Origin of the sequence: Pedobacter nutrimenti (assembly GCF_003208655.1) — a bacterium.
Classification (GTDB): domain Bacteria; phylum Bacteroidota; class Bacteroidia; order Sphingobacteriales; family Sphingobacteriaceae; genus Pedobacter; species Pedobacter nutrimenti.
Map to the genome: position 1 here is coordinate 591,083 of NZ_QKLU01000002.1, position 13,326 is coordinate 604,408.

Annotated in this window: 12 protein-coding genes; 3 read left to right on the plus strand and 9 right to left on the minus strand. The window is 43.7% G+C overall.

Annotation, left to right across the window (positions count from 1 at the left end; translation table 11 throughout):
• Positions 1-6: 6 nt before the first annotated feature.
• The 3 genes from B0O44_RS07345 to B0O44_RS07355 form a co-directional block, all read right to left on the minus strand.
• Positions 7-1,287, minus strand: coding sequence for a replication-associated recombination protein A (locus B0O44_RS07345; protein WP_110828716.1), 1,281 nt, complete (start codon positions 1,285-1,287; stop codon positions 7-9).
• 18 nt (positions 1,288-1,305) lie between these two features.
• Positions 1,306-2,514 carry a DEAD/DEAH box helicase gene (locus B0O44_RS07350; RefSeq protein ID WP_211321329.1) on the minus strand — a complete coding sequence of 403 codons (1,209 nt, stop codon included), beginning with the start codon at positions 2,512-2,514 and terminating at the stop codon, positions 1,306-1,308.
• A gap of 117 nt (positions 2,515-2,631) precedes the next feature.
• Complete coding sequence (locus tag B0O44_RS07355) at positions 2,632-3,390, minus strand: DUF4197 domain-containing protein (RefSeq protein WP_110828718.1); 759 nt, start codon at positions 3,388-3,390, stop codon at positions 2,632-2,634.
• 141 nt (positions 3,391-3,531) lie between these two features.
• On the opposite strand from B0O44_RS07355, the gene B0O44_RS07360 reads away from it, so the two are divergent.
• On the plus strand, positions 3,532-4,110 hold the full coding sequence (locus tag B0O44_RS07360; protein WP_110828720.1) for an RNA polymerase sigma factor: 579 nt from the start codon (positions 3,532-3,534) through the stop codon (positions 4,108-4,110).
• Complete coding sequence (locus B0O44_RS07365; RefSeq protein ID WP_110828723.1) at positions 4,088-5,398, plus strand: carboxypeptidase-like regulatory domain-containing protein; 1,311 nt, start codon at positions 4,088-4,090, stop codon at positions 5,396-5,398. The genes B0O44_RS07360 and B0O44_RS07365 overlap by 23 nt, the downstream gene beginning before the upstream one ends.
• Positions 5,399-5,476: 78 nt before the next feature.
• Here the strand turns inward: B0O44_RS07365 and B0O44_RS07370 are convergent, their stop codons facing one another.
• The 6 genes from B0O44_RS07370 to B0O44_RS07395 form a co-directional block, all read right to left on the minus strand.
• Complete coding sequence (locus B0O44_RS07370; protein ID WP_110828725.1) at positions 5,477-6,487, minus strand: inorganic phosphate transporter; 1,011 nt, start codon at positions 6,485-6,487, stop codon at positions 5,477-5,479.
• 11 nt (positions 6,488-6,498) lie between these two features.
• Positions 6,499-7,140: a DUF47 domain-containing protein gene (locus B0O44_RS07375; RefSeq protein WP_211321330.1), complete on the minus strand. Its 642-nt coding sequence runs from the start codon at positions 7,138-7,140 to the stop codon at positions 6,499-6,501.
• Positions 7,141-7,313: 173 nt separating this feature from the next.
• The gene (locus B0O44_RS07380; RefSeq protein ID WP_110828729.1) at positions 7,314-8,339 is read right to left on the minus strand and encodes a sensor histidine kinase; all 1,026 of its coding nucleotides are present in this window, start codon (positions 8,337-8,339) and stop codon (positions 7,314-7,316) included.
• 100 nt (positions 8,340-8,439) lie between these two features.
• Complete coding sequence (locus B0O44_RS07385) at positions 8,440-10,821, minus strand: phosphocholine-specific phospholipase C (protein WP_110828732.1); 2,382 nt, start codon at positions 10,819-10,821, stop codon at positions 8,440-8,442.
• A 94-nt stretch (positions 10,822-10,915) separates the two neighbouring features.
• Positions 10,916-11,572, minus strand: a complete 657-nt coding sequence (locus B0O44_RS07390) for an HD domain-containing protein (protein ID WP_110828734.1) — start codon at positions 11,570-11,572, stop codon at positions 10,916-10,918.
• A gap of 52 nt (positions 11,573-11,624) precedes the next feature.
• On the minus strand, positions 11,625-12,824 hold the full coding sequence (locus B0O44_RS07395; protein ID WP_110828736.1) for a THUMP domain-containing class I SAM-dependent RNA methyltransferase: 1,200 nt from the start codon (positions 12,822-12,824) through the stop codon (positions 11,625-11,627).
• 72 nt (positions 12,825-12,896) lie between these two features.
• Here B0O44_RS07395 and B0O44_RS07400 point away from each other — a divergent pair, with 72 nt between their 5' ends.
• The gene (locus tag B0O44_RS07400) at positions 12,897-13,259 is read left to right on the plus strand and encodes a DUF3127 domain-containing protein (protein ID WP_110828738.1); all 363 of its coding nucleotides are present in this window, start codon (positions 12,897-12,899) and stop codon (positions 13,257-13,259) included.
• Positions 13,260-13,326: the final 67 nt, after the last annotated feature.

Here is a 13,326-nt window from a genome sequence, read left to right on the forward strand (position 1 = left end):
TCAGGTTTAGTAATTGTATTTGTTTTTCCAGTTTTGTCGTAATTTCTCTCTTAATTTCTCCTCTGCAGGATTTTTCCCCGGGTCATATAATTTAGTGCCACTGATCTGGTCTGGAAGGTATTCCTGTTCTGCAAAGTTTCCTTCGTAACCATGAGAATACTTATAGTCTTTTCCATAACCGATGTTTTTCATCAGTTTGGTCGGGGCATTGCGGATGTGGAGCGGTACAGGTAAATTACCGGTTTGTTGCACCAAGGCCTGAGCCTGGTTAATGGCCTCGTAAGCGGCATTGCTTTTTGCAGAAGAGGCCATATAGGTGACCGCCTGTGACAGTATGATCCTGGCTTCAGGATAACCAATAACATTCACAGCCTGAAAACAATTATTGGCGAGCAACAATGCATTTGGGTTTGCATTACCAATGTCTTCAGCCGCAAGAATTAACAGGCGCCTGGCAATAAATAATGGATCTTCACCACCTTCAATCATCCGGGCCAGCCAGTAAACTGCGGCATTGGGGTCACTGCCCCTGATGGATTTGATAAAGGCAGAAATGATGTCGTAATGCTGTTCTCCAGCTTTATCATACAAAGCCAGGTTTTGCTGGGCATGTTCCAGAACATTTTTGTTCGTTAGAACAATTTTATCCCCGCCAATACCATTAATGGCAATTTCCAGAACATTGAGTAATTTTCTGGCGTCCCCTCCTGACAAGCGGATAAGTGCCTCATGTTCTTTGATACTTATTTTTTTTTGTTTTAAAACAAGGTCTTCCCTGATGGCGGTTTGAAGCAGGCCGGAAAGCTCCTCCTCGTCCAGGGATTTCAGAATATAGACCTGACACCTGGAAAGCAAAGCGGAAATGACTTCAAAAGAAGGATTTTCTGTTGTTGCGCCAATAAGGGTGACCAGTCCCCGCTCTACAGCGCCCAACAGGCTATCCTGTTGGGATTTGCTGAAACGATGGATCTCATCGATAAATAGAACAGGCAGCCCCATGAGGCTGTCTTTCAGCAGGGCTGCACGGTCTATAACTTCCCTGATGTCTTTTACGCCCGAATTAATGGCGCTCAGGTTAAAAAAGGGTCGGTCAAGTGTTTGGGATATGATATAAGCCAGCGTTGTTTTGCCAACGCCCGGAGGTCCCCAAAAAATCATAGAAGGCAATTGCCCGCTCTGAATGGCTTTACGCAATACCGCATCAGGCCCTACCAAATGCTTTTGTCCAACGTACTCATCAAGATTTTGAGGACGCATACGTTCTGCTAATGGAGGTAGATTTTGCATATACGTAAAGATAGGGGATTAAACCTTTTTTTTATGCCATACTTTCTTTTTGCGGGGTTTATTATTCCTCGGGGCTTCCGGTTTGTGTACAGCTTCTATTGCTGCAATCGCTTCAGGTAGGTCCAGGGCCTCAATTTTTCTTTCAATTAATTTTTCAATGCTGTCCAGTTTTCGCTTGTCCCGGTTGTTCACCAGGGTGATGGCGGTTCCTTTGGTTGCAGCCCGGGCGGTACGGCCAATACGGTGCACATAATCTTCTGCGTCATGGGGGACGTCAAAATTAACCACCAGGTCTATACCCTCCACATCAATGCCCCTGCTCAAAACATCTGTTCCAATCAGAATGGGCAATTGTTTGTTTTTAAAGGTCAATAAAATGCTTTCTCTTTCTTTCTGCCCCAGGTCTGAATGAAAGGCCTCTGCTTTTAGGCCCAGTCCGCGGAAAACCTTACCTAAATTTTTTACCTTTTCTTTTGTGGAGGCAAAAATGATAATGCTTTTAAAATCGCCTGTTTTTAAAATATGTGTCAGTAAAGGGACTTTTTGTTCATCATGAACATGATAAATCTGTTGTAGTATCCCCTCGGCAGGTTTAGATATAGCGATATTGATCTGCAGGGGGTGGTTTAATAACTTCGAAGCCAGGGTTCTAATTTTTGGGGGCATGGTGGCCGAAAACAATACGGTTTGTCTTTTTACGGGCAGGTAACTGACAATCTTCATGATGTCATCATAAAAACCCATATCCAGCATGCGATCGGCCTCATCTAGTACCAGGTGCTGCAATTGATCCAGTTTCAGTACTCCCGAAGACAAGTGAGAGATTAAACGGCCGGGAGTGGCAATGATAATGTCGACACCTTCCCGCATAGACCGTTTTTGCTGTTCATAAGCAATACCATCTCCACCACCATAAACAGTGAGTGAACTGATGTTGGTGAAATAAGAAAGCGCTTCAACCTGCAAATCGATTTGCTGGGCAAGTTCCCTTGTGGGCGCCAGGATCAGCGTATTGTTATGTCTGTTCTCTGTTGCACTGATCGTGTTCATGATCGGCAGCAGATAAGCGCCAGTTTTTCCGGTACCTGTTTGCGCACAGGCAATCAGGTCTTTTTTTTCTGAAATAATAGGGATGGCCTGTTGTTGAATCGGAGTGGCATTGCGAAACCCCATTGCCAGTAAACCCTCTAATAATTCAGGGTTAAAATTAAAATCTTTAAAATCCAATATTCTTTTATGGTTACTAATGTATTCTATAAAAGTAGGTTAAATATTTAAGAAGGCCTTTAATAAATTGTTTAAAATTTAATGAACAAATTTATTCATGCCCGCCGGACATCAAATCTACTGTTTGTTTTTGTCGGCATAACCAAACACTTTTTGAAGTACCGAGGTGTTGCGGAAAACCGGGTTATCCCTTACTTTTAATTCTTCCTGGGCAATCTGAATAAACATTCCATCAATGGCTTTTTGTGTCGCATAATCAGAAAGGTCGGTATTTACCTGTTTAATCAGGGGCAGTTTGTTGTATTGTGAGGAAGCTTCTCCCCAGTATTTGGTTGCCCCGACTTTATTTAAACTTGCCGAAATCACCGGTTTGAATTTTTCCATCAGCTGAGCGGTAGTCGCCTTCTTAAAATATTCTGTTGCAGCGTTATTGCTACCCATTAGAATATTGGTCGCATCGGTAAGGGTCATTTGTTTTATGGCAGCAAGAAAAATGGGCTTGGCCTCTTTTGCTGCATCTTCGGCTGCCCGGTTTAAACTCAGGATTACATTGTCCGCTAAGGAACCCAAACCAACAGCCCTTAAGGTCTTTTCTACTTTTTGCGCCTCAGGCGGGAAGAGGATTTTGACGGCCATATTGCCCAAAAAACCATCTTTTACAGAAAGTTTATCTGCTCCGGCAGCAATGCCGAGTTCCAGGGCCTGTTTAATCCCTTGTCCGATCTCTGTAGAAGAAGGGCTGCTGCCTGTTGTTGTTGTTGTCGGGGTTTTTCCACCCGAAGTAACTTTTTTTAAAATAGAGCCAAGTTTAGACTGTGCCTGGACCTGAGCCAGGCTCAGAAAGAAAAAGCAGGCGGCGGTAATGTAAATTTTCATTCGTGTATAATTTTATTCAAGATAGCAAATCTCCTGCCATTGACAGCCATCCATTTTTCTCCGCTGAACCCGATCTATAAAAATTCGGCCTATCTCAGAAAATATTTTTATACTTGAGTAGATTTTTTCCGAGCAGATACCTTGAAATTTATAAAAAATAACGCCAGAATTAAGGAGCAGAACGATGCAGAACTGATTGCACAATACAAGCAAAGCGGTAACCTGGAGGTATTGGGCACTTTGTACAATCGTTATATGCACCTGGTGTTTGGGGTTTGTTTGAATTATCTGAAGGAAGAAGAACTCAGTAAAGATGCTGTCATGCAGATTTTTGAAGAACTGGTCCTGAAGGTTAGGGTCCATGAAATTCAAAACTTTAAAAGCTGGCTTCATGTACTGGCCAGAAACCATTGTCTGATGGCCCTGAGGAAGACTTCGAAAAATAATGTCGTCTCTCTGGATGATGCTTTTGTGGAAAACAGGGAATTTGTGCATCTGGATATAGACGATACAAAAGAAAAGCAGCTGACGGTAATGGAAAAGTGTATGGAAACGCTGCCTGAAGAACAGCGGATCAGTGTAGACTTGTTTTATCTGCAGGAAAAATGCTATAAAGAGGTTGCTGAAATTACTGGTTTTGAAATGCTTAAAGTGAAAAGCTATATTCAGAACGGAAAGCGGAATTTGAAAATTTGTATTGAAAAAAACAGCAGTGAATAAGGATTGGTTAGATATAGAGGTTTTAGAGGATTACCTGGACGGTAAACTGGATGCCCGTGAAATGCACCTGGTGGAAAAGTACGCCATGGAAGATCCTTTCGTGGCTGAAGCCCTCGAAGGCCTGAGTGCTTCCCCAAAACGGTCCCTTCAATCCATATCCCTTCTGCAGAAACAATTGCAGCAAAGGGTTGCAGAGCAGCAAAGTATGCGCAAAAAGTCGGTGATTACCTGGCAAAGGCTGAGTATCGCGGCAACGGCTGCTGTAATGTTTGTGGCGGGAAGCATTGTTTTCTGGATGAAAGAAAATACCCGTAAAGAAGAGCTGGCGAAACAGCCGAAAAAAGTGGATGTAACCCTGGCCCCAAAAGAAAGCGATGTTGCTGTTACCAAGCCGAATACTTTATCAGAAGGCAGTGCAATGGCGAGCCCTGAACAAGTTAAACCGGCCACCGAGCAGGAAATAGACAAAGCGATTGCCGCAGCAAAAACAAATGCCTATGCGGCAGTTAAACCGCAGAAAAAAGCAGCCGCAATTTTAAGAAGCACAATGACCGGCCCTGTGGCACCGGCACCACAAATTGCGCAGGACATGGCTGCTGACAAACTTAAAGAAACACAGAGCAGCGCTTATGCAGCACAAGCTAAAATGGCTGCGCCTATGGCAGCATTGGCTTCTGTAGCTCAGATAGATTCTGTGCAGCGTGTGTTTAGCGGAAAGATTGTTTCTGCCGAAAACGGGAAACCTTTACCTGGGGTAGTGGTCCGTTTAAAAGGAACAAACCAGGTGGCCGTTACTGGGGCAAATGGAAGTTTTCGGATTACCGCAGACAGTACTTTGAAACAAAGGGAGCTTGTTGCAACCTATTTAGGTTATAAAACCCAGCAGCTGCTGGCAAAAGCAGACCAAAATATAGACCTGGTCCTGAAACCTGATGACAGTGTTTTAAATGAAGTGGTGGTGACCAGCAGAAAAATTAAAGCCGAAAAAGCCCTTCAGGGAAAAGTTGCAGGTGTCAGGATAGAAAGTAATGAGAGTATGCCAATAGGAGGCTGGGACCAGTTCCGTGACTATGTACGTAAAAATAACCGTTTGAGGGACCAGTCCGGAAATGCGGTATTTGTAGACTTTATGGTCAGTGAAAAAGGAAGGCCTTACGACACCAAGGTTGTGCGGAGCGGGCTGAGTGATGAATATAACCAGGAAGCCATCCGCCTGGTCCAGGAAGGACCGGATTGGCAACGGCCGGAGAAAAAGAAAACACGTTTGAGTACAAAAATAGATTTCTGATAATAATGATATAAAAAAAGAGCCCGTTTTACAAAACGGGCTCTTTTTTTATATCATATGGTTTTGTGGAAACAAAGCCTAAAAGAAAAGGTGGATCAGGGCAAATACCAGGCCTGCAAGAACAGCAGATACCGGGATGGTCAATATCCATGCCCAAAGCAAACGTACCGTTACACCCCAGCGAACCGCAGATACCCTTTTTAACAATCCAACACCAACGATAGAACCGGTAATGGTATGAGTGGTGGAAACCGGGATACCAAAATGTTCCGTAATTCCAAGGGTTACCGCACCTGCAGCTTCTGCTGCAACGCCTTCAAAAGCATTTACTTTGGTGATTTTAGTTCCCATGGTTTTAACAATCTTCCAGCCGCCGCTCATGGTTCCCAGGGCGATTGCTGCGTAACAGGAAATCGGAATCCATTCGGGCATCACATCGCCTGTATGTAAAACATTGGCAGCCACCATTGCGACATAAATAATACCCATTACCTTTTGCGCATCATTACCACCATGGGTAAAACTTAAAGCGGCAGAAGACACCAGCTGGAGTCTTTTAAACCATTTTTCTGCGACAGATGGCCGGGCATTTTTAGAGATATGAAGGATAATAATCGAAATCAATACGGAAATCATCATACCGATCACAGGCGCCAGCACAATAAATGCAATGACTTTAAAAATAGGAGCAAAGTTAATGGCAGCAAGGGCATCATGACCTAAAGTCATTGCCTTGGCCATACCTGCTCCGGCAAAGCCACCAATTAAGGTATGTGAGGAACTTGATGGGATTCCGAACCACCAGGTGAAAAGGTTCCAGATAATTGCGGCCAGTAAACCGGCCAAAATCACTTCCAGGGTAATGTAATGCTCAACTACCGTTTTTGCGATGGTATTCGCTACTTTATGATCCGTAAAGTAAAAATATGCCGCGAAATTGAACAGTGCTGCCCAAAGTACAGCCTGAAAAGGCGAAAGCACTTTGGTCGATACAATCGTGGCAATAGAATTCGCTGCATCATGAAAGCCATTGATATAATCAAAACCAATAGCCAGAATAATTACAACGACCAGTAAGGTTGTTACCATTTTTTGAAGTTTTAAGCGTTCTTTACCAAAATAGATTCCAACACATTCGCTGCATCTTCACATTTATCAGTGGCAAGTTCTAAGGTTTGAAGAACTTCTTTTTGTTTAATTAATTCAATTGCATTTGTTTCAAACTCAAATAAGCGGGCAATGGCCAGGTTACAAACATAATCTGCCTGGTTTTCACCGCTGTTGATCCTTACGCAGGCATCAGCAATCACGCGGATATTTTTAAAGCTCCTGAGTTCTTTGATTGCTTTTTCAAGGTCTGTACACATCTCTACAAGTAATTCTGCAAGTTTAATCATGGAATCACCTATTTTGGTAATGTTGTACAGCTCAATATTGGTTGCAGAAGCATGAATGTAATCTGCAATATCATCCACTGCACTGGCAAGGGAATGAATGTCTTCCCTGTCAAAAGGGGTAATAAAGTTTTTGCTGAGTTCCAGGAAAATGGAATGTGTAATGTCGTCTCCAACATGTTCCAGGCGTTCTATTTCTTTAGTATGTTCCTTTCTCTTGTCAAGATCGGTTGTACTTAAGGCGAGTAACAGCGCTTCAGAGATCTTTAATACATTGCTTCCTGCTTGTTCAAATAGTGGCTGAAATTTTTTGTCTTTGGGCGTAAAGAACTTAAAAATATTATTCATCTGTATGTTTTTGTTTCCTTTTAAGCGTCAGATGGAACCTCCGGCTGTCAATAATTTTCTTGAAAATCAAGCCAGGTACAGTTCATTTTAACTCTAAAATATTCTACAAAAGTAGGATTGCAATGTTAAGTTAGTGTTAAGTATTTGGTTTGACATCATTTGTTTATGAAATTTTAACCAATCTTTTCCAGCGTAAAGGCAAAAGTTGTCCCGATTTGAAGGGTGCTGCGTACAGAAATAATTTGCTGGTGGGCTTCCAGTATATGTTTGACAATGGCCAAACCCAATCCTGTTCCACCCACTTCGCGCGCCCTGTGCGAATCAATCCTGTAAAAACGCTCAAACAAACGGGGAAGGTGCTTCTCATCAATTCCGATACCATCGTCGGTGACCTCAATGAGGTACTGGTCGTGCAGTTCAAATATTTTTATTGCTGTAGAGCCATGGTCCCTGCCGTATTTAAGGGAATTCTGGATCAGGTTGATCAATACCTGGCGGATCTTTTCCCGATCTGCCCTGACCATGGCCGGATAGGTATATTTTTCTTTAAAAAATAAGGTGATCTCTTTGCTTTTGGCCTTGTCTTCCATAGATTCCATAACCTCTTTGGCCAGCAATACAAAGTCAAACTTTTCGTAATTGATCGGGATCTCTCCACTTTCCAGTTTAGAGATGGAATCCAGGTCATTAATCAGGTAGCTCAGGCGCTCTACGTTTTTCTCGGCCTTTTTTAAAAATTTAACGGCCTGCTCAGGGTCATCGGTAATACAATCCTGCAGGGTTTCAATATAGCCCTGTATGGCAAACAGGGGCGTTTTAAACTCATGGGATACATTCGACAGGAACTCCCTGCGGAACTGTTCCTGTTTTTTGAGGATCTCTATTTCTTTTTTCTTGGCACCTGCCCATTCTTTAACCTCATGCTCCACATCATTAATGGGATCTGTACTCACATATTCTCCCAGGGCATCTTTGAGGTCTTTGCCCAGTTTCAGGTTGTGGATGAGCTTATAGATCAGTTTGACCTTGGAATAGATGTATTTTTCCAGCAGGTAATAAAAGACGATAAAACTGGTGACAAAGGAGACACCAAAGGACACCAGCATATAATACCAGCTGTTCTGAAAATGGAAATTGACCAGACTGATGGAGAGCCCTACTGCAAGGGCGGTAATAAGAACAAGGACACTTAATTTCATCTTTATAATAGCTTTACTGGGTTGTCGTAAGGATTGCAGAGCGCAAGGCAATCCACAGGGCAATTTACAAGATTAATTTAAATCACCTATTAAATTTACATTAAAGCGTCCCGCCCATATAAGGATCGGTCACTGAAACTTCTTCAGTTTCGACATGTCCTGCATAATGCCTGCTGTAAAGGGCACCCTTGTGAAGCTGAATTTCCAGATCATACCAGCCTCCGCTTTTGCTCAGGTCCAGTTCCAGGCTTTTTTTCTCTTTGGGAGCAAGGTCTAACCTTGCCGGAACTTTATGGGCATACACGCCCGCTTTAACCTCAAGGGCCAGTGGTTTTGTGCCCGTGTTTTCGATCAGAACTAAAATATTCCCGCTGAGTTTTTTATTGATCCTGCTCAGTGTTGCATACTGACAGCTGATGTTCAGGGCCGGGTCCTGGGCCGTACCTTTAAACTGTCTGAAAAAACCATTTGGCCCCTGTACGGAGCAATCGTAATGACCATCCTTAAAATGCTCAAGGGAAAGTTCATCGCTGAGCGCTTGTCCTGCATTTAAAGCATAGGACCTTGGTTTTGTGGGGCCTTCTGTTTTGTGATTGGCGGTATAGAGGATAAATGCGGCACCGGCATTCTCATTTTTAGCACCAAAAAGGGCTTTGCCAGCTTCAAAAGAAAATAGGGCGGCGGTCTTTTCGGCATTCAGCCTGCATTCGGAATACAAACGGTAGGGCAAAGGGCAGGCCGGTTTTGTGCCTGTTTCCTGACGGGGCATAAAAGAGGAACTCTGCGGGGAAAAGGCAGGAAAAGTGTTGATGGCCAGCACATCTTCGCTGCTCAGGGGACTTGGTTTTACCTGAGGTGGCTTGTTTTTTGCATTTTGTATACCTTGTATGACTGCTTCTTTTTTCAGGGGTTCAGGGACAGGCAAAGCTTCGTTGTATGGTCTGAACACAGAGGTCAGGTCACCACATACCGCCCTTCTCCAGCTGCTGATCGTATTGCTTTTTATATTTTTCCCCTTTTTTTTGCTCAGGAACTTTTCCAGGAATTGTAAAGAAGAGGTATGGTCAAAAATCTGGGAATTGACATAGCCTCCCTTGGTCCATGGCGAAGCCACCACAAAAGGTACGCGGTAACCCAATCCGATAGGACTTCCGGCTTTGCGTTCGAACTCCACATCTGTATCAATTCCAGATCCTGCTTTTCCGCTTGCGGTGTCCTTAGGGTTTGGCGCTGTAAAAGGAGCCAGATGGTCAAAATAACCATCATTCTCATCGTAAGTCAGGATAAATATGGTTTTTTTCCAGACTTCAGGGTTTTTGGTCAGAATGTCCAGGGCCTCTGATACATACCAGGTCCCGTAGAGCGGAGAACTGGTGTGGTCAGAAAAGCGTTGAGGGGCTACCAGCCAGGAAACGGTAGGTAATGTGCCCTGATCCACATCTTTCCTGAATTCATAAAAGATATCTCCTTTTGGAATATCCAGGCTTTGCGGTGTGCCCTGGTCATCGGTGAAATGATAAGTTTCCAGTTCCAGGTAATTTACGGGCGCTTTGGTATTGGTGGTAAAAGCTTTGTCGATCAGGTTTTTTTCCTGCTCAGAGAGCTTTTCGTATTTGGCTTGTACTTCCTGGGCGGATAATTTTGGTGTACTGGTATGGTCGCCGTTTTTTCTGAAGTAGGCAGAAAGTTTCACCTGGTGCCTTTTGACATATTCCAGGGGGTTATCTCCGTAATTGCCCAGCCAGTCGTCTACGCCCTCTCCTTCCAGCTTGGGGGTCCATAATTCATTCTGGTAAACTTTCCAGCTCACCTGGTGCTTTTCCAGCAATTCAGGAAAAGTCTCCCAGTCCACAAAGACATTGTCCTGAGATTCTGCCTGGGAATTGTTCACGACTGCTATAGAAGCGCCCGTTTGTTCTGGTCTGATTGTTCCGGTCCAGAAAAAAAGCCGGTTGGGCGTGGTTCCGGTCAGGGAAGAACAAAAACTGTGGTCGCAAACGGTAAAGGCATCGGCCAGGGCGTAATAAAATGGAATGTCGTCCCTTTTGTAATAACCCAGGCACATAGAGGATTTTACCGGTACCCACCTGTCATAGTGACCTTTGTTCCTGGCGGCCACCTGATCTGGCCAGGAATGGGCAAGACCACCCTGCCAGGTAATTTTTGTCTTGTTGATGTCTACATGAAAAGGAGCATAAGTATGTCCTTTTCCATCTTCCTGCAACCATACTTTATTTTTGTTCGGCAAGCGGATGGTCCTGGGGTCGTTAAAGCCCCTTACCCCTTTTAAGGTCCCAAACATGTGGTCAAAGGAACGGTTTTCCTGCATCAGAAAAACAACGTGCTCTGCATCATAAAAGGTACTGCCGGGGTCGGCATTTATGGCCATGGCCTTTTGTATGGACATGGGAATTACATTGAGCATACCAGCCGAACCGGTAAGCAGGGCTGCTTTTTTAAGGAAGTCTCTTCTTGAATCCATCAGAACAATATTGGGTTTTATCAATAATACAAATTGACAGGGCGAAATAACAACAGCAAGGTTAATTTATAGAATCTCTAGTGTAATGATTCTGTTATTTAATCCCTTCCCATTCTGCGTAAAACTGATCGAGATAGTCCAGCATAAACTGATGTCTTTCCATCGCCATTTGTTTTCCGGCAGGGGTTTTCATCAAGTCCTTTAACCGCAGCAGTTTTTCGTAGAAATGATTGATGGTCGGATTTACAGCATTTTTATAGGCTTCCTTGCTCATGTTCAGGTCAGGTTTGATTTCAGGATCATAGAGCACCCTATTCTTAAAGCCACCATAAGTAAATGCCCTGGCAATCCCAATGGCGCCAATGGCATCCAGGCGGTCTGCATCCTGTACAATATCAAGTTCTTTTGATGCAAAATTAATTTGGCCAAGACTGGCTTTATAACTGAGGTTTTTAATGATAAGTTGTACCTGTTCAATCAGCAAGGGGTCCAGGTTCAGCTTTTGTAAAAACTCACCAGCGATCCTGGGACCGATTTCCTCGTCCCCTCCATTAAATTTACTGTCTGCAATGTCATGCAGCAAGGCAGCAAGGGACACAATAAGTACGTCTCCCTGTTCGGTACGGTTCAGGTGCAGGGCGGTTTTATAGACCCTTTCAATATGAAACCAGTCGTGTCCGGCCTCTGCATCAGCTAAAGTTGTTTTTACAAAATCTATGGTCTGATTAATGATCTGCGTGTTGTTCTCCATGGAGACAAATATATCTCAAGCGGCGCAGGAAATACGGGATGTTGATAACTCCTCAGGAATCCTGGCCGGTTCTGCCCGGACGTTCTTCTTCCGGTCTGCGGCTGCCATCATACAGTTCATATTCCAGCATCCGGCAATCGAGCTTTCCATTGTAAAATTCGATTTTACGGGAAGCCTTTAATCCGATTTTTTTTGCAAGATCCGGATTTCCGGTAAAAATATAGCCCGAATAACCTTTGCAATGCTGCTTCATGAAGTCGCCCATCCTTTTATAAGTTGCTTCCAGCTTGGAGTGGACCCCAAGGCGCTCACCATATTCCGGATTGAAAATCACAACACCTCTTCCGCCTTCAGGAACAGGTGTATCTGCAAAATCGCATACTTCAAAGGTGATCAGTGTATCTACTCCTGCTGTTTTAGCGTTTTTACGGCTCACTTCTACAGCATCTTCGGAAAGATCTGTCGCGATAATGGTCAAATCTGTATTTTTAATGACCTGGTCTTTTAAAATTCTTCTTTCAGCAAAAAAGACTTCTTCGTCATAGCCCAGAATGTGCATAAAACCATAGTTCATCCGGAACAATCCCGGACGACGGTTGGTGGCCATCAATGCAGCTTCAATGGCAAGGGTACCTGATCCGCACATGGGGTTCACAAAAGGCGATTTCATGTCCCAACTGGTGCTGAAGATGGTGCTGGCGGCAAGGGCTTCCAACATCGGGGCTTTTCCCGGAATTTTACGGTAACCATGTTTTGCAAGGGTCTCTCCTGAAGTATCCAGAAAAATATCGGCCTCACTGTCTTTCCAGTACAAATGTACAACGGTTTTATTGGCATCGGCACCAGAATTCGGGCGGATGTTTTTCTTTGCCCGGAAACGGTCTACGATCGCATCTTTTACTTTCAGGTTAGCGAAAAGGGGCGTGGTGATGGTGGGGTTGTCCACGTTGGAGGTGACCGAAAAATAACCTGAAAAATCAATCAGTTCTTCCCATGGCATTTCGACCAGTTGCTGGTAAAGTTGCTCCGGATTATTGGCTTTAAAACTGTTTAAACAGTATAAAATCTGACTGGCGCAGCGCAGGTTTAAATTAAGTTTTATACACTCAGTCAGTGTAATGTTTAATTCTACCCCGGTAGGGAAATCCCGGATAATTGTGTAACCCAGGGATTTAACTTCTTCTGCCAGATAGGAAGACAATCTTTTATTGCAGGTGATGATCACCTTGCTTCTTGTGTGGAAAACTTGCATAATTTATTGTGCGAAGTTATCAATAAAAATATAGAGATTTGAACTTGAAAGTAGAATATAAGAGTATTTGTTATGGAATTAAAAGGAAAAGTGCACGAAATTGGTGCATTACAGCAGGTGAGTGAGACTTTTAAAAAACGCGATCTGATCATAGAGTACGCTGAAAACCCTACTTATCCGGAGTACATCAGGTTTGAGGCTTTACAAGATAAAACAGCCCTGTTTGATACTTTGAAAGTTGGTGACAATGTCGAGGTAGCCTTTAACTTACGTGGTCGTCCATGGACGGATAAAACCGGTAAAGTTTCTTATTTTAACAGTTTAGTAGTTTGGCGGATCAATGCTTTAAATGCAGCAGCTGCAGCTACCCCAGAATACGCTCCGCCTGTAGATTTAAACAGTGCACCAGGTGATGAAGATGACCTGCCGTTCTAAAGATCTTTTTTAAGGAAACAATTTTGAACTAGGAGTGCCGGGAAAAATCCCGGCGCTTTTTTTTTGA